This window comes from Cellulomonas humilata (assembly GCF_030814415.1).
In the GTDB taxonomy this organism is placed as follows: domain Bacteria; phylum Actinomycetota; class Actinomycetes; order Actinomycetales; family Cellulomonadaceae; genus Cellulomonas; species Cellulomonas humilata_A.
Genome location: NZ_JAUSVB010000006.1, coordinates 275019 through 292578 on the forward strand (window position 1 = coordinate 275019; position 17560 = coordinate 292578).

Genomic DNA, 17560 nt, shown 5'->3' on the forward strand with positions numbered 1-17560 from the left:
GGCAGGTCCTCCTCGGACGGGCATCTCGAACGGGTGCCGTGGGTGGATTCGGCCCGATACGGGCCGACCTTGAGCGCGCGGGCCCGGGTGGGGCCCCAGATCACTCCAAGGGAGCAACGCCGCAGGTCAGAGGCGCCCCGAACGGGTGTCGGCGCCGGGTCGTAGGCTGCCGATCGTGACCGGAGCAGACACCCCGGAGGCTGAGTCCTCGCTCGCCCGCACCCGCCGTGCACGCCGGGTCGACCGTGCCCTGGCCGTGCGCTACCCCGACGCGCACTGCGAGCTGGACTTCACGTCCCCGTTCGAGCTGCTGGTCGCCACGGTGCTGTCGGCGCAGACCACCGACGTCCTCGTGAACCTCACCACCCCGGCCCTCTTCGCGCGCTACCCGGACGCCGCGGCCCTCGCGGCCGCGAACCCCGAGGAGGTCGAGGAGATCCTGCGGCCCACCGGCTTCTTCCGGGCCAAGACGAAGTCGGTCATGGGGCTGTCCCGGGAGCTCGTCGAGCGGTACCACGGGGAGGTCCCCGGGCGGCTCAAGGACCTGGTGACGCTGCCCGGCGTGGGACGCAAGACGGCCAACGTGGTGCTCGGGAACGCGTTCGGTGTCCCGGGGATCACCACGGACACGCACGTCATGCGGCTCTCGCTGCGGCTCGGCTACACCACGAGCAAGGACCCGCTGGTGGTCGAGCAGGAGCTCGGCGCGCTGCTGCCCCGCAAGGACTGGACGATGGCCTCGCACCGGCTGATCTTCCACGGGCGGCGCACCTGCTTCGCGCGCAAGCCGGCGTGCGGGGCGTGCCCGGTCGCCGCGATGTGCCCGTCGGCGGGGATCGGTGAGATCGACCCCGCGAAGGCCGCCGCGATGGTCAAGGCGTGACCGGGGCGACCTCGCGCAGCCATGCCAGAAGAAGGTCGGTGACGCGCTCCGGCGCCTCCTCCGCGGGGTAGTGCCCGGCCTGAGGCAGAAGCTCGAACTGGTAGCGCGAGGCCACCAGCGCCGCGGTGTCCTTGGACAGGGCGGCGCGGGACGCGGGTCGGAGCCCGTCGCGACCGCCGTGCACCTGCAGGACGGGGACCGGCCGCGTGCGCTCCTCGAGGATCGAGTGGTAGCGGCGGCCGTCGGGGCGGGGCATCGACCGGACCATCCAGCGCAGCTGCTCCATCTGGCTGTGCGCCGCGAACGGCACGCGCGCCGCGGAGCGGTACGTCGTCTCCGCGCGCCGGTCGAGCCAGCCCGGGTGGCCGCCCCACTCCCGCAGGAACCTCGCGACCAGGTCGCCTTCCATCAGCGCCTGCTCCGGGAACGACGGCAGCTGCACGAACGCCAGCCGCCGCAGAGCCGACGGGCGGACGGCGGTGCGGGGGTGCCCACGGGTGTCCAGCGGGTGCGGGGCCGCCAGCGCGGCGACCGCGCGGACCCGGTCGGGGTGCAGCCCGGCCATCGCCCACGCGATCTCGCCGCCCGTGCCGCTGCCGACGATCACCGCGTTCGCAGCGCCGAGCGACTGGATCACGCCCGCGACGTCGGCAGCCAGCGTCGGGACGTCGTACCCGACGGGCGGCTTGTCGGAACCACCCGTGCCGCGCACGTCCATGGCCGCCACGCGGTAGCCGGCATCCGCGAGGGCGGGGAGCTGGTGCCGCCACGCCCACCAGAACTGCGGGATGCCGTGCAGGAGCACGACGAGCGGGGCGTCGCGGTCGTCGGGGCCGGCGACGGCCACGTGGAACCGGGCGCCGTTCGCGGCCACATAGCGATGCTCCCAGGGGCCGTCGATGAGGAGCGAGGCGGAGTCGACGGTGCTCATCGGTGCCGAACCTACCCGGTCTGGTCGGTGTCGCGTGAGGCCCTGGGCTCCACGTGCGCGTGATGTCGGTCGCGCTGGAACAGGGCCGCGCCGCCGAGGACGGCCGCGACCAGCGACGCGACCAGCACCGCGACGACGACGTGCTCGTCGTGCGGGCTGCCGGCGCCGAAGGCGAGCTCGCCGACCAGCAGCGACACCGTGAACCCGATCCCGCCGAGCAGGCCGACGGCTCCGACGTCCGGCCAGCCGAGGCCGGGGGCGAGCGCGGCCCGCGTGAAGCGCGCGACCAGCCACGTGGCGCCGAGGATGCCCAGGGGTTTGCCCACGACGAGGCCGAGCGCCACGCCCTGGGCGACCGGGTCCGCGAACGACGTCGCCAGGGTCCCGGCACTGAGCGTCACCCCGGCGGCGAACAGCGCGAACACGGGCACGGCGATCCCCGCGGACAGCGGCCGCCACACGTGTTCCCACCGTTCCGCGAGCGAGTCCTGTGGCAGGGCGTCGAGCCGGAGCGCCCGCCGGGTGGCCTCCGGCGTGGCGGGGACGACGAGCCCCAGCGCGACCCCGGCGATCGTCGCGTGGACGCCGGACGCGTGGACGGCGGCCCACGCGACCAGGCCGAGGGGCACCAGCAGCCAGCCGCTGACCCAGCCCCGACGGATGACGAGCGCGAACACGACGACCGTCGCGGCACCCACGACCAGCCACAGCGCGGAGACGGACTCGGTGTAGACGGCGCCGATGACGATGATCGCGAGCAGGTCGTCGACGACCGCGAGCGTGAGCAGGAAGGCGCGCAACGCGTTCGGCAGGCTGCGGCCGACGATCGCGAGGACGGATACCGCGAACGCGATGTCCGTCGCCGTCGGGACGGCCCACCCGCGCGCGTTGCCGTCCGGGGACGTCAGGTTGACGGCGAGGTACAGCGCCGCGGGGACGACCATGCCGCCGACCGCGGCGACGATGGGCACCACCGCCGTCCGCGGGTTGCGCAGCTCACCGGCGACGATCTCCCGCTTGAGCTCGAGCCCGACGACGAAGAAGAAGATCGCGAGCAGCCCGTCGGTCGCCCAGGTGGCCAGCGTGAGGTCGAGGTGCAGGGCCGCAGGTCCGACGACGGTGTCCGAGACCGCCGTGTACGACGCGGGGGCGATGTTGGCCCAGAGCAGGGCGACGACCGTCCCGACCAGCAGCAGGGCACCGCCGACGCGCTCCTCGCGCAGGGTGTCGAGCAGGTTGCGCTCGGAGCCGGGGGAGAGGGCGTCGAAGAGACGGCGCGCGGGTGTGGGCACGGAACCTCCTCGCAGGCCCTCTCGTCAGGCTGGACGGCGACGCTCAGGCGTCTGCAGGCTCCGGGACCTCGTTGCGACCGTCCACCGCTCCGCGGCGGTCCTTGGGCGGGTCGAAGCGGTAGCCGACGTTGCGGACCGTGCCGATGAGCTGCTCGTGCTCGGGCCCGAGCTTGGCGCGCAGGCGTCGGACGTGCACGTCGACGGTCCGGGTGCCTCCGTAGTAGTCGTAGCCCCAGACCTCCTGCAGCAGCTGGGCGCGCGTGAACACGCGCCCCGGGTGCTGGACCAGGTACTTGAGGAGCTCGAACTCCTTGTAGGTGAGGTCGAGCGGCCGGCCACGGAGCCGGGCCGTGTAGCCGCCGGCGTCGATGGTGAGCTCGCCGGAGGAGATCTCCTGCGGGGCGTCGTCGTACCCCGCGGTGGCGGCGCGCTCCATGACCAGCCGGAACCGCGTCTCCACCTCGGCCGGGTTGGCCGTCTCCAGGATGATGTCGTCCGCGCCCCACTCCGCCGTGACGACGGTGAGGCCGCCTTCGGTGAGCACGAGGATGAGCGGGACGGTCAGGCCCGTGGCGCGCAGCAGCCGACAGGTGGTCCTGGCCGTGACCAGGTCGCGTCGTGCGTCGAGCACGACGATGTCCGCGTCCGGTGCGTCCACGAGAGCCGACGGTTCGACGGGGAGCACGCGGACGCGGTGGGACAACAGACCGAGGGCCGGGAGCACCTGGGCGGAGCCCCCGGACGCTGGAGTGAGCAGCAGCAGATCTGCCACCTGGGACCTCCCCGCGTGCGAGTGGGGGCAACGGTACCGCGCGGTCCGAGCAACCTGCGCCCACGGCCCAGGTGATGGCGGTGTTCCACCAGGACGGGTGACCGGTTGGACAGGCCGGATCGCGCCGGGATGCGACAATCGGCGGCGTGCTCCTCCCCTCCTTGCAGACCGCACGACCGGCCGCGCCCCGGGCAACCTCCCCGGTGACCCCGGTCGCGGGACGGTAGGGGACCCCATGCAGCTCGCCACCCGGGCGGTCGTGACGGCCGTCCTCGCCGCCGCCGTCGCCGTCGCCGGATATCTCGGCGGCCTGCCGCTGACCGGCACCGCCGCGGTCCTCGCTCTCGTCTTCGCCCTCGGCTGGCCCGCGCTGGCGGGGCTGCCGTTCAAGCCCGGGTCCGCCACGGTCGTGGCGCTCGGGGGTGTCGGGGCCGTCGCGGTCGTGCACCTCACGGTCGACCAGCCGTACCTGCGGGACCTGCCGGTCGTCTTCGCGGCCGCGATCCTGCTGGCGTTCGTCAACGAGCTCCTGCGTCGCGACGGGCGCACCCGGCTCGTCGAGTCGGTGTCGGGGACGGTCGCCGGAACGCTCGTCGCGGTCGCCGTGGCCGGGTGGGTCGCGATCGGCCGGACGCCCGGCGGCGAGCCCATCGTGGTCGTCGGGGCCCTGGCGCTGGCCGTCGGGTCCGCCGTGGTGGCGCTGCACCTCAAGCCGTGGGTCGGCGCGCTGGTCACGGCCGGGGCCGCGGCGGGTGCCGGTGCCCTGGGCGGGCTGCTGCTCCCGGCGATCGACCCCCTGGCGGGCGCCCTGCTGGGCCTCTCGGTCGGGGTCCTCGTCGCCACCCTGCACGCGCTCTTCGACCAGCTGCCGTCGCTCGAACGGCGCTGGCCCTCGCTCGCGGCCGTCACCCTCCCGGTCACCGTGACCGGCATCCTCGTGTACGTCGTCGGCCGGGTCCTGGTGGGCTGAGGCGTGGACCGCGTCCTGCTCGTCCTCGCCCTCCTGGTCGTCGCTGCCGTGCTGGGCCTGTGGTGGCGGTCGCGCAACGGGAGGTACACCGCGGTCGACCCCGCGCTCCTGGCGTCCGCACCGGTGGACGAGGCCGACGACTCGCGCCTCTCGGCCGCCGAGCTGGGGGTGCCGCTCGGCACCCGCGCGACTCTCGTGCAGTTCTCCAGCGAGGTCTGTGCGCCCTGCCGTCGCACCCACGCGGTGCTCGCGCAGCTCGTCTCCGAGCACGACGACCTCTCACACGTCGAGATGGACGTGGTCGAGCACCTCGATCTCGTGCGACGCTTCGGCATCATGCGCACCCCGACCACGCTCCTGCTCGACGCCCGCGGCGTCGTGGTCGGCCGCATGTCCGGTGCCACGGACCGTCGGCACGCGCTCGCCGCGCTCGACTCCTGTCCGGGCGGGGTCTCCGCAGCCTGAGCCGGCTCCCGGCGCGGGCGCGCAGTCCCCGGCCGATGGACCCCTCATCCCTGCGCGACCCCCTGGAGTCCCCGTGAGCACGCCCGTACGCATCGACGCCCCCGCGGGCATCGACCCCCGCGGCCCCCGCTTCGGCGCCGCACTGACGCTCGTCCTGCTCGTCGTCGTCCTGCTGCTCGGCACCACGCCCGCCGCCTACGCCGTCCTCGCGGTCATCGTCGCGAGCTTCGCGCTCGGCGCGTTCGGCGGCATCGGTCGCACCTGGCAGGGCTGGGTGTTCCGCAAGCTGGTCCGCCCGCGCCTGGCGCCGCCGACCGAGCTCGAGGACCCGCGCCCGCCGACGTTCGCGCAGCTGGTCGGCCTGATCATCACGGGTGCGGGGCTGGTCCTCGGCCTGGCGGGCGTGGCTGTCGCCGTCCCGGTCGCCGCCGCGCTCGCGCTGGTCGCGGCGTTCCTCAACGCGGTGTTCGGGCTGTGCCTCGGGTGCGAGCTGTACCTGCTCGGCGTCCGGCTGCGGGCGGGGAAGACGGCCTAGTACACGAGCGCCTGCGCGCGCTCGGCCAGCGACTCCTCCACGAAGACCGCCGCGCCGGCGATCCGCACGCCCGGGAGCACGTGCTCCGGACCGATGCCCCGGCGGGCGGCGCACTGCGTGCAGACGGTCACGCGGCCGCCCTCGAGCACCAGGTCCAACAGCTCGCCCAGCGGGGTGGCGTGCTCGAGGACCAGGTCGGCCGCGCGCCCCGGCAGGGCGAACCAGGCCGACTCGCCCGTGAGCCAGAGGCTGACGTCCGCGCCCGCCGCGACGGCGGCCGCAGCCACCGTGAACGCCTGGTTGGTGGCCTCCGGGCGCTCGGTGCCGGACGTGGTCTTGATCACCAGGGGGCGTGGCGTGGGACTCATCGGAACAGGTTAGGGGTGTGCGCTCGTTAGGATCGTCGGCATGACTGCGCTCGAGGGAGTCTTCATCGGCCTGCTGGTCGCCGCGACGCTGGTGATCGGCTGGTTCGCCTGCTTCGTCGTCTACCGGCTCTACAAGGGCCAGCGCTGACGTGCCCTGACGCCGTGTCACCACAGGAGGCCCCGCCCATGCCGTTCGTCCTCGACCCCGAGGGTCTCGCTCCCGAGGTCTACCCGCTGGCCTGGCTGGTGGGCACGTGGCGCGGTGAGGGCGTCGTCGACTACCCGGGTATCGACGAGGCGACCTTCACGCAGGAGATCGTCATCGCCAGCGACGGCGGACCGTACCTGTCGTACACGTCGACGATCAGGCTGATCGTGGCGCCGTCCACGACGGCGGCGCTCGAGGACGAGCCGCCCGCACCCGTCTGGCAGACCGAGTCCGGCTACTGGCGCATCCCGCCCGAGCGACCGACCGACTGGGGCCTCACCGAGGACCAGCACGCCGTCGAGCTCCTGGTCGCCGACCCGTCGGGGCACGTCGCCGTCTACATCGGCGCGGTCGGCAAGGGCCGCATCGACCTGGTGAGCGACGCCATCGTGCGCACCGCGTCCGGCGCCGACGTCAGTGCCGGCAAGCGCCTCTACGGCCTGGTGAACGGCGAGCTCATGTGGGCGCACGACATCGCCGCGTTCGGGCACCCCATGCAGTCCTACGCCTCGGGCCGCCTCGCGCGGGTCGAGGCCCTCACCGACGACGAGGCCTGATGACCACCGACGCGACCGTCGAGACACCCGCATCGCACGGCGAGCCCCCGCGGCACAGCAGCCCCCTGCTGGCTCGCCGTGGAGCGGTCCGGGGCTCGGGCCCGGACGACGGTGTCGCGTGGCACTACGGCGACCCGACCGCCGAGCAGCGCGCGCTGTCCCGCGGCGGTGCCGTGGTGGACCAGTCGAACCTCGGGGTCGTCACCGTCACCGGCCCGGACCGGCTGACCTGGCTGAACTCCATCACCTCGCAGGAGCTGACCGCGCTGCCACCGCGCACGTCGACGGAGCTGCTGGTGCTCAGCCCGCAGGGGCACGTCGAGCACGCGGCGGGCGTCGTCGACGACGGCGAGACCACCTGGCTGATCACCGAGACGCCGATCGCGCTCGCCGCCTGGCTGAACCGCATGAAGTTCATGCTGCGGGTCGAGATCGTCGACGCGACCGACGACTGGGCCGCCATCGGCGAGCCGGTGGACGCCGAGGGCACGCCCGACGAGCCGATCACCTGGCGCGACCCGTGGCCGACCACGGCAGCGGGTGGCACGCGGTACGGACCGGCCGACGACGAGCACCCCGGCGCCGACCGCGACTGGCGGCTCGTCCTGGTCCCGCGCGACCGGCTGGTCGAGGAGGTGCGCGCGCGGGAGGCTGCCGGCTGGCCGCTCGTCGGCACCTGGGCCAGCGAGGCCGCCCGCGTGGAGGCGTGGCGCCCGCGCTCGTCCCACGAGGTCGACCACCGGACCATCCCGCACGAGCTCGACTGGCTGCGCACCGCGGTGCACCTGACCAAGGGCTGCTACCGCGGGCAGGAGACCGTGGCGCGCGTGCACAACCTCGGCCGGCCGCCGCGTCGCCTGGTCATGCTGCACCTCGACGGGTCCGGGCACCTGCTGCCCGAGCCCGGTGCCGCGGTGCACGACGTGGTCCGAGGCGCCGACTCGCAGGAGCCCGGGCGGGTGGTCGGGCAGGTCACCACCGTCGCGCGCCACCACGAGCTGGGTCCGGTCGCGCTGGCCGTGGTCAAGCGGTCGGTGCCGGCGGACGCCGAGCTGGTGGTCGAGTCCGAGGCCGGGTCGGTCGCAGCCGGCCAGGAGCAGATCGTGCCCGGCGACGGCGTCTCCGTGGACCGGCCCGCCGCGCGCGGACCCCTGACCCGCGGCCTGGGGCAGCACCCGAGCCTGTGAGCACCCCCGAGTCGCGCACGACCTCCCGTCTGGACGTGCGCGTCGAGGTGCGGCTGCGCCAGGGGTGGGCGCGGGTCCGTGCTGCGTGGTTCCCGATCCTGCAGGCGTCGATCGCAGCGGCCATCGCGTTCGCGATCGCCCGGTACGCGGTCGGGCACCCGTTCCCGTTCTTCGCGCCCGTCAGCGCGTGGATCGCGCTCGGGTTCACGACGGACCGGTCGGTCCGGCGGGTCGCGGAGCTGGCCGTCGGGGTGGCGATCGGGGTCGCGCTGGGGGACCTGCTGGTGCACCTCATCGGCAACGGCGCCTGGCAGGTGGCCGTCGTGCTGTTCCTGGCGGCGATCATCGCGCGGTTCATCGACCGCGGGCAGATGCTCACCACGCAGGCGGGCGTGCAGGCGCTGGTCATCGTCGGCCTGCCCGCGATCTCCGCGACCGGTGGGCCGCTCGGGCGGTGGATCGACGCCGCGATCGGGGGAGCCGTGGCGCTCGCGGTCGCGCTGCTGACCCCGCGCGACCCTCGTCGCCACCCCCGGACGCTCGCCCGTGCGGCGACCGAGGACCTGGCGGGCGTGCTCCGCATCCTGGCGCGCGGCCTGCGCACCGGGTCGACGGCCGACGTCGAGGACGCGCTCGTGCGCGGGCGGGCGTCGCAGCCCGCGCTGGACGAGTGGTCCGAGACCGCGACCAACGCCGGCGAGCTGGCCCGCGTGTCCCCGACCATCCGCAAGCACCGCGCGGAGCTGGCCGGGCTCGCGGCCGACGCGGTGCTCGTCGACCGCGCGATGCGCAACGCCCGCGTGCTCGCCCGGCGCTGCCTGTCGGCCGTCGAGGCGCAGACCCATGACATGACGACGGTCGCGGAGCAGGTCGAGGCCACCGCCCGGGCCACCGACGACCTCGCCGCGGCCCTCGGCGCGGGCCGGGACCCGGAGCGCGCACGGGCGCAGCTGCTGGCGGTCTCCGGCGCGCTGGACCCGTTCCGGCTGGCCGCGCTCGACTGGCAGGTGCAGAGCCTGGTGCTGCTGCACCGCTCGCTCGTCGTCGACCTGCTGGAGGCGGCGGGCGTCGACCCGCAGGCCGCCCGCGACTCCCTGCCGGAGATCTGACCCCGACACCAGCTCGGTACGGAGCACCGGAGGTCGACGACCTGCCTGCAACCTCCCCCGTGGGCGGGGCGGGTTCGATACGGTCGCTGCGTGGACGTCTCGGTCAGCGCGTTGCGCGCAGAGCTCAGGCAGTGGATCGAGGCCGCGCGCGCCGGGGAGGACGTGGTCATCACGGAGCGCGGGATCCCCGTCGCGCGGCTCAGCGGCATCGAGGCGGCGGACCTGTTGTCCCGGCTGGAGCGGGACGGGCTGCTGACGCCGGCCTCGGCACCCCGGCCACCGGCCCGGTCCACGGAGCGCAGCACCCCGGCGGCCAAGGGCGGGGTCTCGGACCTGGTCCGTCGGCTGCGGCGCTGAGATGGCGGTCGTCTACCTGGACACCAGCGCGCTGGTGAAGCTCTGCGTCGCCGAGCCCGGGTCCGCGCTGGTCGCGGCCCTGTGGGACGGCGCCGACCTGGTGGTCACGTCCCGGCTGGCCGACGCCGAGGTGCGGGCCGTGCTCGCCGGCGGCCGGCGCGCGGGTCGGCTCGACGACGAGGCAGCGGCCGAGGCGCTCGCGGCGTGGGAGCGGCTGTGGCCCGGGCTGCACGTGCTCGAGCTGCAGGAGGCCGTCACGACGTCGGCCGCCGCGCTCGTCGGCCGGCACCCGTTGCGTGCCGCCGACGCCCTGCACCTCGCGTCCGCCCTGGAGCTGCGGTCGCCCGACCTCGTCGTCGCTGCGTGGGACGAGCACCTCGCGGCCGCGGCGCGCGCCGAAGGCCTGCTCGTCGTCCCGTGATGTCTCGTAGGCTCGCCCCGTGATCGCGAGCCTGCAGGTCGTCATCTTCTTCGTCTTCTACATCGCCATCTTCGGGCTGAGCCTGTGGGCGCTCATCGACCTGCTCCGGCGGCCGGCGACCGCGTTCCCGCAGGCGGGGAAGCGGACCAAGGGTTTCTGGGGCGCGATCGTCGGCGTCGCCACGGCCGTCTCGTTCAGCGTGATCCCGATCCCGGGCGTGCCGCACCTGCCGTCGTTCCTCGCCCTGCTCGCCGCGGTCGGCGCGATCGTGTACCTGGTCGACGTCAAGCCTGCGGTGACCCCGTACTCGGGCGGACGCGGACGCGGACGTGGACCCCGCGGACCGTCGGGTCCCTCCGGCGGCTGGTGAGCGTGCCGGACATCGGCGCCTCCGCGGTCCCGCTCGCGCGGGTGCTGCGCGGCGGTCTGGTGGAGTCGGTGCACGTCGGCCACGTCGTGGTGCTCGCGCCCGACGGGTCCGAGCGGTTCGCCCTGGGGGGCCCCGACGCGACGATGTGGGCGCGGTCGTCGCTCAAGCCGTTGCAGGCGGTCGCGATGCTGCGCGCCGGGCTGGACGTCGACGGCGCCGAGCTCGCCCTCGTGTGCGCCAGCCACAACGCCGAGCCCGGGCACCTCGACGTGGTCCGCGCGATCCTCGCCGACGCGGGTCTGGGTGCCGACGACCTGCGGAACACCCCCGACTGGCCGCTGGACGCCGACGCGGCGTGGCAGTGGCGCGCGGACGGGCACGGGACCGAGCCGCTCACCCAGAACTGCTCCGGCAAGCACGCGGGGATGCTCGCGACGTGCGTGGCCGCGGGCTGGCCGACCCAGGACTACCTCGACCCGGAGCACCCGTTGCAGGTGGCGACGCGGGAGGTGGTCGGTGAGCTCACCGGCGTGCCCGTCGAGCTGGCGACGGTCGACGGCTGCGGCGCTCCGCTGTTCTCGACGACGCTGCGCGGGCTCGCCCGCTCGTTCGCGGGCCTCGCGACCGGTGACGGGCTCCCGCGGCGTGCCGGGCGGGCGATGTCGGAGCACCCGTGGCACGTCGCCGGCACCGGGCGGGACGCCACCCGGTTCATGGAGGCGGTCCCGGGCCTTGTGGCGAAGGACGGTGCCGACGGCGTCTACGCCGCCGGTCTGCCGGACGGCGGCGCGGTCGCGCTGAAGATCGTGGACGGGTCGTCGCGTCCCCGGCCGGTGGTGCTCGCGGCCGCGCTCACCGTGGCCGGGGTCGATCCCGCGCTCGTCGAGGCCGTCTCCCTGACACCCGTCCTGGGCCACGGCAGGGCCGTCGGCGAGGTCGTCGCGACCTTCGGCGCATGAGAGCGGTCGTCCAGCGCGTCACGCGCGCGTCCGTGACCGTCGACGGCATCGTGGTCGGCGCGATCGACCGGCCCGGCCTGGTGGCGCTGGTGGGGGTGACGCCCGGCGACGGAGCGGCGCAGGTCGAGCTGGTCGCGCGGAAGATCGCCGAGCTGCGCATCCTGCGCGACGAGCAGTGCGCGGTGGACGTCGGCGCCCCGGTGCTCGTCGTCAGCCAGTTCACGCTCTACGCGGACACCCGCAAGGGCCGTCGGCCGACCTGGAACGCCGCAGCACCCGGGCCCGTCGCGCAGCCGCTGGTCGAGGCCGTCGTCGACGCCCTGCGCGCCCGCGGCCTCGAGGTGGCCACGGGCGTGTTCGGCGCGGACATGGCGGTCGAGCTGGTCAACGACGGACCGGTGACGATCCTGCTGGAGTCGGTGCCAGACGCCTAGGGGCGCTCGCAGCGGCTCGTCGAGACGCTCAGCAGCTCCATGCCGGGCGGCGCCGGTGGGGGATCGACGATCGTCGGGTCGGCGACGTCGGCCAGCCGGACCCCGAACTGGCCCTTGCAGAACGTCCCGAGGTCCACCGCGTCCCACCCGCTCGCCAGGAGCCCGGACCCGATCTTGGACTGTGCGGCGTCCGAGTCGAGGACCGCGTACAGGTGCGTGACCTGCGAGCACTCCTGCAGGCAGAGGGTGTTCTCGACGCTCGACGTGGTGAGCAGCTGGGCGCCGGTCGCGACCGGCAGCGACGCACCCACGCCGGTCATCCGCGCCAGGCTCGGACCCCCGAGCGAACCGAGGAAGAGCCCGACCAGGACCAGGACCACCGTCGCGCCGGCCAGGAGCCACCGCCGGGAGCGCGCCCCGCGGACCAGGAACCAGGTGGGGACGAGCGCGACGAGCATCGCCGCGACGGCGACCGCCGGGCCGGCGGCCTTCCCGCCGTTCCCCGACAGGAGGAGCGCGGCTCCCACCAGGAACGCCCACGCCGACCAGACGACCAGCACGCCGATGCCACGGAGCACCCACCCAGCGGCCGTGACGCGGTGCTTCGCCTCAGCGGGCTCCATGAACGTCGTCGCCACCACGGCACTTCCCTCCCCACCGCGAGCGCGCGGCAGCACAGATGCACGCCCGCGTGATCGGTGCGGCTCCGCGGGCCCGACGGAACATACCGAAGCAGGAGCGGCGGCACGCCGGGTCCAGGTCGCAGGCGATCCACCCGAAAGGATTCAGCGCAGACCACCGCGAACCGTGAGAGGTCCGGGCATACGGAGAGGGCCCCTCGGAGTAAGCGTCCGAGGGGCCCTCTCGTGTTCGCAGGTCTTCCGTCCCCGGCGAACCGGTGACCGACGCCGCGCTGACGGTGCGGCTACGTCCCGACACGCGGTTCGTCGCCGACGCGGTCACCCCGAGGGGCTCCGGCACCGACGACCCGCCACGGGCGGGACGACTGCGAGCTACCTTCCGGTCCTTGACGTCCCCGCGTCGTCATCCGCGGTTCGTCGTGTCGCCACGGCGATGTGGTCGTCCGTTCTCCGGTCGGTCCGACATCCACAGCCTGTCCCCACCGGCGCCACCTCCCCGAAGGGCGTTCTGCGCCGCCTGCTCGAGTCCCCGAAGGGGCTCGTGCGTCGAGGCTCCGGCCCTGTCCGAGTGGTCGTCCACCCGGTCCACGTGATCTCCGAAGAGGCCACCTGACCTGCGGTTTCAGTCTCCCCGGGAGGGATCCTTCGCCTGCGGTTCTCGATCTGTCGATCTCGATGTGAGATTTCTAACGCGCTTCGGTAGGGGGCCACAAGGGGTTCTCGGAGCTTTCTTTGTCCACCGCTTTACCCACACCCTTGTCCACAGGTTCACCTGCGTAAACACCCGGTAAACACAGGGGTGTGGACGAAAGATGTGGACGACGCGCGAGTCGTTCACCCGTCCGGACGCGGACCCCTTGTACCCTGGGAACCGGTGAAGGCCCCTCGGAGTAAGCGTCCGAGGGGCCTTACCCATGTCGCCCGGCGACCGGGATGATGGCGGGATGCTGATCGAGGCCGTCCTCGGGGACATCACCACGCAGGACGTCGACGTCATCGTCAACGCCGCGAACTCGTCCCTGCTGGGTGGCGGGGGAGTCGACGGCGCGATCCATGCGGCCGCCGGGCCCGGGCTGCTGGCCGCGTGCCACGAGCTGCGCGCGACCACGCTGCCGGACGGGCTGCCCGTCGGGGACGCCGTCGTGACTCCCGGGTTCGACCTCACCGCCCGCTGGGTGATCCACACCGTCGGGCCGAACCGGCACCGAGGAGAGACGGACCCCGTGCTGCTGTCGTCCTGCTTCGCGCGGCCGCTCGAGCTGGCCGTGGGGCTGGATGCCGCGAGCATCGCCTTCCCGGCGGTCAGCGCCGGTGTCTACGGCTGGGCGGTCGAGGACGTGGCACGGATCGCCGTCGGCACCGTCCGGGTGTGGCAGGAGGGCACCGAGGCGGGCTGGACCCCGGGGCACCCACGACCGCACGGGATCGAGGTGGTGCGCTTCGTGCTCTTCTCGCAGAACGCGCTCGACGCCTTCCGGAGCGAGCTCGACCGCGCGTAGCGTCGCGGACATGCCTGATCTCCTGCCGGCCCTGCCGGACTCCGAGTTCCGCCGCGTGCTGTGCGTCGTCGCACACCCGGACGACGTCGAGTACGGCACCTCGTCCGCTGTCGCGATGTGGACCGCCCGCGGGGTCGACGTCGCCTACCTGGTGCTCACCCGCGGGGAGGCCGGCATGGACGCGTCGCCGCCGGACCGCACCCGCGAGGTCCGCACCCGCGAGCAGGTCACGGGGTCGGCGGCGGTCGGTGTCACCGACGTGACGTTCCTCGAGCACCCCGACGGCGTGCTGGAGTACGGGCTGCCGCTGCGGCGGGACATCGCGCGGCGGATCCGTGAGTACCGGCCCGACGTGGTGCTCACCGGGTCGTGGGAGCTCGAGTTCGTCGCGGGGCTGAACATGGCCGACCACCGCGTGGCCGGGCTGGCCACGCTCGACGCGGTGCGCGACGCCGGCAACCGGTGGGTGTTCACCGAGCTGCTCGACGGCGGCCTGGAGCCCTGGCAGGTCCGCTGGCTGCTGGTCAGCGGAGACTCCCGGGCGACGCACGGCGTGGAGGTCACCCCGGACGCCCTGCAGGCCGGGATCGCGTCCCTGGAGGCCCACGAGGAGTACCTCGCGGGACTGCCCGGGCATCCCGCCCCGAAGGACATGCTGCCGATGATCGCGGCGATGCAGGGACGTGCCATGGGGGTCGAGCACGCGGTCCTGTTCCGGACCTACGACCTGCAGGCGCCGCCGCCGATGCTCGACTGACTAGCTGCGAGCGCGCGCCGGGCTCACTGCCTCCTTCGGGTCCAGGACGAGCTGGGTGGCGGCCCGGTGCCGCATGATCACCTTGTCGATCTCCGCGACGATCGGCAGCAGCAGTGCGAGGCCCAGGCAGGCCAGCCACTGCGGACCCGACAACGACTGCGTCGTGAGCCATCCCTGCAGGAAGTCCAGCTCGGTGGCCAGCACGACGAGGATCACGGGGGCCGAGAGCACCTTGACCGCCGTCAGCAGGGGAGCAGCGAGGCCCGACTCCGGCTCGCGCCGCAGGACCAGCCCGGACAGGACCGAACCGAGGCCCATGACCACGAACGCCATCGTCATCGACGCCGTCGGGGTGTCGGCGGCCGGGGTGTCGGGGCCGGCCACCAGCGGGATCGCCGAGGAGATGCACAGGACCATCCCGTAGAGGATCCAGCGGCGTACCGCGTAGCCGTTGCTGATGCCGAGCTTCGGGTCGCGCGGCATGCGGTCCATGATCCCGGGGCCGACCGGGTCGAGCATGATCGCGATGACCGGGAACACGGCGACGAAGAAGTTGAGGAACAGCACCATCATCGGAGTCATCGCGACGCCGTCGGCGATGTCGAAGATGCTGGCCGCGAGGAACAGCACCACGAGGCCGATCAGCTGGCTCATCTGGAAGCGGATGTACGCGGTGATCTTCTGGTAGATGCTGCGCCCGAGCTCGACCGCGTGCACCAGGGTGCTGAAGTTGTCGTCGGTGAGCACGAGGCGGGCCGCCTGCTTGGTGACCTCGCTGCCGGAGCCCATCGCGACGCCGATGTCGGCCTGCTTGATGGCGGCGGCGTCGTTGACGGCATCACCCGTCATGGCGACCACGAGGCCCTGCTTCTGCATGAGCTGGACGAGCCGGAGCTTGTCCTCAGGGGTGACACGGCCGAACACGTGCAGGTTCGGCAGTCGCTCCAGCAGCTCCTCGTCGGTCAGGGCGGCCAGCTCCGGTCCGCTGATCGCGCCCGGGCCGAGGCCCAGCTGCCTGCCGATCGCGCTCGCGGTCACCGCGTGGTCGCCGGTGATCATGCGGACCTCGATGCCCGCCTTCAGGGCGATCTCGACGGCCACCTTGGCGGTGGGCCGCAGCGGGTCGACGATGCCGACCAGGCCGACGAACACGAGCTCCTCGACGTAGGACATCGGGTCGGCGACCAGGGCGGCCTCGTCGGCCGGCGTGAGGAACCGCGTCGCGAAGGCGAGCGTGCGCAGACCCTGCTCGGCGAGCCGCTCCATCTCCGCCTCGATGTCGGCGCGCATGTCCTCCAGCGGGACTGTCTGGCCCGGACCGGCGAGGGCGTGCGTGCAGCGTTGCAGCACGACGTCCGGACCGCCCTTGACCACCTCGACCAGGGACCGGTCACCACGCCAGGGGAGCCAGTGGGCGGTGGCCATGAACTTGTACGCCGAGTCGAACGGCACCTCCGCGACGCGGGGGTACGTCCGGCGGCTCTCCTCCGCGTCGATCCCCAGCTTGGCGGCGAGCACCACGAGGGCGGCCTCGGTCGGGTCGCCGATCACGGCACCGGAGTCGGACACGGTCGCGTCGCTGGCCAGGCACAGGCCGTAGGCGAGCGGGGTCAGGTCCGGCACGTCGGCGCCCGCCGTCTGCAGGATCTTGCCCGACTTCGCGTAGCCGCTGCCCTCGACGGTGAAGTGCTGACCGATCGTGTACAGCGCGGTGACCGTCATCTCGTTGAGGGTCAGCGTCCCCGTCTTGTCCGAGTTGATCGAGCTGGTCGCTCCGAGCGTCTCGACGTCGTTGAGGTTGGCGACGACGGCCTTCGCGTCGGCCAGCTGACGGGCCCCGTACGCGAGCATCGCCTGGACGAACGTGGGCAGGCCCGTCGGGATCGCGGAGATGGCCACGGCGGTCGCCAGGAAGAGCAGGTCGCTCGGGGACTGGCCGCGCACGATGCCGATGACCACGATGACCGCGACCGCGGTCCACGCGATGACGCCGAGGACCTTGGTGAGCTTGTCGAGCTCCTGCTGCAGCGGCGACTTCGTCTTCTCCACCGACGACAGCAGCGTGGCGATGTTGCCGATCTGCGTGGTCATGCCCGTCGCGGTGACCAGCATCGTGCCGGTGCCGCGGGTGACCGACGTGTTCTGGAACGCCATGTTGGCGCGGTCGCCGAGCGGGACCTCGTCGTCGGCGAGCGTGATCACGTCCTTGCCGATCGGGGTGCTCTCGCCGGTCAGCGCCGCTTCCTGCGTCTCCATCGTGGCGGTCCGCAGCAGCCGGCCGTCGGCGGGCACGATGTCGCCCGCCTCCAGCTCGACGATGTCGCCGGGCACCAGGTCGTGCGCGGGGATCTGCACCAGCGCACCATCCCGCCGCACGCGGGACTGCGGTTCCTGCATCGTGGCCAGCGCGTCGACGCTCTTGCGCGCGAGCATCTCCTGTCGGGTCCCGATGACGACGTTGATCACCACCAGGAAGCCGACGATGAGGGCCGTCGACCCCTGCCCGATGGCCGCGCTCACCGCCGCGACGGCGATCAGCATGATGTTCATCGGGTCGCGCAGCTGCTGGAAGACCACCGACCACACGGACGGGGCCGCCTGCGCGGTCAGGGTGTTCGAGCCGTACCGCTCCCGCCGGGTCGTGACCTCGGCGGACGACAGACCCGTCGCCGGATCGGTGTCGAGCTGCGCGGTCGCAGCCTCCGGGTCGAGCGCCCACCACCGGGTGGGCGGCGTGGCGATGGTCGTGGTCTGAGGTTCAGCGATGTCTGTCACGTCAGCTCCTGGCGCCGCGGCGGTGCCCTTCAAGAGGCCCTGCGCCAGACGCTATCCCGAGATGCCCGGA

The 17560-nt window shown here is 73.5% G+C and carries 20 protein-coding genes; 14 read left to right on the plus strand and 6 right to left on the minus strand.

The genetic code is table 11. The annotated features are described in order from the left end of the window. Positions 1-166 precede the first annotated feature (166 nt). Positions 167-883, plus strand: coding sequence for an endonuclease III (nth, locus tag J2X26_RS19960; RefSeq protein ID WP_439897881.1), 717 nt, complete (start codon positions 167-169; stop codon positions 881-883). Here nth and J2X26_RS19965 read toward each other — a convergent pair. The 3 genes from J2X26_RS19965 to J2X26_RS19975 are packed head-to-tail and all read right to left on the minus strand — an operon-like array spanning position 873 to position 3878. Further along, positions 873-1814 carry an alpha/beta fold hydrolase gene (locus J2X26_RS19965; RefSeq protein ID WP_307494453.1) on the minus strand — a complete coding sequence of 314 codons (942 nt, stop codon included), beginning with the start codon at positions 1812-1814 and terminating at the stop codon, positions 873-875. The genes nth and J2X26_RS19965 overlap by 11 nt on opposite strands. Before the next feature lie 11 nt (positions 1815-1825). Beyond that, entirely contained in the window at positions 1826-3106 is a 1281-nt protein-coding gene (gene nhaA / locus J2X26_RS19970) for a Na+/H+ antiporter NhaA (RefSeq protein WP_307494454.1), read from the minus strand. Positions 3107-3149: 43 nt separating this feature from the next. Further along, entirely contained in the window at positions 3150-3878 is a 729-nt protein-coding gene (locus J2X26_RS19975) for a winged helix-turn-helix transcriptional regulator (protein WP_056593539.1), read from the minus strand. 235 nt (positions 3879-4113) lie between these two features. Here J2X26_RS19975 and J2X26_RS19980 point away from each other — a divergent pair, with 235 nt between their 5' ends. The 3 genes from J2X26_RS19980 (at position 4114) to J2X26_RS19990 (ending at position 5848) form a co-directional block, all read left to right on the plus strand. Beyond that, positions 4114-4848, plus strand: a complete 735-nt coding sequence (locus J2X26_RS19980) for a hypothetical protein (RefSeq protein WP_307494455.1) — start codon at positions 4114-4116, stop codon at positions 4846-4848. A 3-nt stretch (positions 4849-4851) separates the two neighbouring features. After that, entirely contained in the window at positions 4852-5313 is a 462-nt protein-coding gene (locus J2X26_RS19985; RefSeq protein ID WP_307494456.1) for a thioredoxin family protein, read from the plus strand. 73 nt (positions 5314-5386) lie between these two features. Continuing rightward, positions 5387-5848, plus strand: a complete 462-nt coding sequence (locus J2X26_RS19990; protein ID WP_307494457.1) for a DUF4395 domain-containing protein — start codon at positions 5387-5389, stop codon at positions 5846-5848. On the opposite strand, the gene J2X26_RS19995 is transcribed toward J2X26_RS19990, so the two are convergent. Further along, entirely contained in the window at positions 5845-6216 is a 372-nt protein-coding gene (locus tag J2X26_RS19995; protein ID WP_307494458.1) for a DsrE family protein, read from the minus strand. The genes J2X26_RS19990 and J2X26_RS19995 overlap by 4 nt on opposite strands. A 186-nt stretch (positions 6217-6402) precedes the next feature. Between J2X26_RS19995 and J2X26_RS20000 the strand changes: the two genes are divergently transcribed. The 8 genes from J2X26_RS20000 (at position 6403) to dtd (ending at position 11818) form a co-directional block, all read left to right on the plus strand. Then, on the plus strand, positions 6403-6981 hold the full coding sequence (locus J2X26_RS20000; RefSeq protein WP_307494459.1) for an FABP family protein: 579 nt from the start codon (positions 6403-6405) through the stop codon (positions 6979-6981). Then, complete coding sequence (ygfZ, locus tag J2X26_RS20005; protein WP_307494460.1) at positions 6981-8168, plus strand: CAF17-like 4Fe-4S cluster assembly/insertion protein YgfZ; 1188 nt, start codon at positions 6981-6983, stop codon at positions 8166-8168. Before J2X26_RS20000 ends, ygfZ begins: the two co-directional genes overlap by 1 nt. Next, the gene (locus J2X26_RS20010) at positions 8165-9277 is read left to right on the plus strand and encodes an FUSC family protein (RefSeq protein ID WP_307494461.1); all 1113 of its coding nucleotides are present in this window, start codon (positions 8165-8167) and stop codon (positions 9275-9277) included. Before ygfZ ends, J2X26_RS20010 begins: the two co-directional genes overlap by 4 nt. 90 nt (positions 9278-9367) lie before the next feature. Then, positions 9368-9634: a type II toxin-antitoxin system Phd/YefM family antitoxin gene (locus J2X26_RS20015; RefSeq protein WP_307494462.1), complete on the plus strand. Its 267-nt coding sequence runs from the start codon at positions 9368-9370 to the stop codon at positions 9632-9634. Position 9635: 1 nt separating this feature from the next. Further along, positions 9636-10055 (plus strand): type II toxin-antitoxin system VapC family toxin, encoded by a 420-nt coding sequence (locus tag J2X26_RS20020; RefSeq protein WP_307494463.1) that lies wholly within the window; start codon positions 9636-9638, stop codon positions 10053-10055. 19 nt (positions 10056-10074) lie between these two features. Then, positions 10075-10425 carry a DUF2516 family protein gene (locus J2X26_RS20025; RefSeq protein WP_307494464.1) on the plus strand — a complete coding sequence of 117 codons (351 nt, stop codon included), beginning with the start codon at positions 10075-10077 and terminating at the stop codon, positions 10423-10425. Positions 10426-10427: 2 nt separating this feature from the next. Next, complete coding sequence (locus J2X26_RS20030) at positions 10428-11384, plus strand: asparaginase (protein ID WP_439897882.1); 957 nt, start codon at positions 10428-10430, stop codon at positions 11382-11384. Beyond that, positions 11381-11818: a D-aminoacyl-tRNA deacylase gene (gene dtd, locus J2X26_RS20035; RefSeq protein WP_307494465.1), complete on the plus strand. Its 438-nt coding sequence runs from the start codon at positions 11381-11383 to the stop codon at positions 11816-11818. Before J2X26_RS20030 ends, dtd begins: the two co-directional genes overlap by 4 nt. Here the strand turns inward: dtd and J2X26_RS20040 are convergent. Then, positions 11815-12459 carry a hypothetical protein gene (locus J2X26_RS20040; protein WP_307494466.1) on the minus strand — a complete coding sequence of 215 codons (645 nt, stop codon included), beginning with the start codon at positions 12457-12459 and terminating at the stop codon, positions 11815-11817. The genes dtd and J2X26_RS20040 overlap by 4 nt on opposite strands. A gap of 944 nt (positions 12460-13403) precedes the next feature. On the opposite strand from J2X26_RS20040, the gene J2X26_RS20045 reads away from it, so the two are divergent. Then, entirely contained in the window at positions 13404-13958 is a 555-nt protein-coding gene (locus J2X26_RS20045) for an O-acetyl-ADP-ribose deacetylase (protein WP_307494467.1), read from the plus strand. Between the two features lie 10 nt (positions 13959-13968). Then, on the plus strand, positions 13969-14715 hold the full coding sequence (locus J2X26_RS20050; RefSeq protein WP_307494468.1) for a PIG-L deacetylase family protein: 747 nt from the start codon (positions 13969-13971) through the stop codon (positions 14713-14715). On the opposite strand, the gene J2X26_RS20055 is transcribed toward J2X26_RS20050, so the two are convergent. Then, complete coding sequence (locus J2X26_RS20055) at positions 14716-17490, minus strand: cation-translocating P-type ATPase (RefSeq protein WP_307494469.1); 2775 nt, start codon at positions 17488-17490, stop codon at positions 14716-14718. Positions 17491-17560 lie beyond the last annotated feature (70 nt).

What these genes read in the sequence shown, in the direction of transcription:
- J2X26_RS19965 (WP_307494453.1), bottom strand. Translation starts at nt 1,814, where the DNA reads ATGAGCACCGTCGACTCCGCCTCGCTCCTCATCGACGGCCCCTGGGAG.
- J2X26_RS19980 (WP_307494455.1), top strand. Translation starts at nt 4,114, where the DNA reads ATGCAGCTCGCCACCCGGGCGGTCGTGACGGCCGTCCTCGCCGCCGCC.
- J2X26_RS19995 (WP_307494458.1), bottom strand. Translation starts at nt 6,216, where the DNA reads ATGAGTCCCACGCCACGCCCCCTGGTGATCAAGACCACGTCCGGCACC.
- J2X26_RS20000 (WP_307494459.1), top strand. Translation starts at nt 6,403, where the DNA reads ATGCCGTTCGTCCTCGACCCCGAGGGTCTCGCTCCCGAGGTCTACCCG.
- ygfZ (WP_307494460.1), top strand. Translation starts at nt 6,981, where the DNA reads ATGACCACCGACGCGACCGTCGAGACACCCGCATCGCACGGCGAGCCC.
- J2X26_RS20020 (WP_307494463.1), top strand. Translation starts at nt 9,636, where the DNA reads ATGGCGGTCGTCTACCTGGACACCAGCGCGCTGGTGAAGCTCTGCGTC.
- dtd (WP_307494465.1), top strand. Translation starts at nt 11,381, where the DNA reads ATGAGAGCGGTCGTCCAGCGCGTCACGCGCGCGTCCGTGACCGTCGAC.
- J2X26_RS20045 (WP_307494467.1), top strand. Translation starts at nt 13,404, where the DNA reads ATGCTGATCGAGGCCGTCCTCGGGGACATCACCACGCAGGACGTCGAC.
- J2X26_RS20050 (WP_307494468.1), top strand. Translation starts at nt 13,969, where the DNA reads ATGCCTGATCTCCTGCCGGCCCTGCCGGACTCCGAGTTCCGCCGCGTG.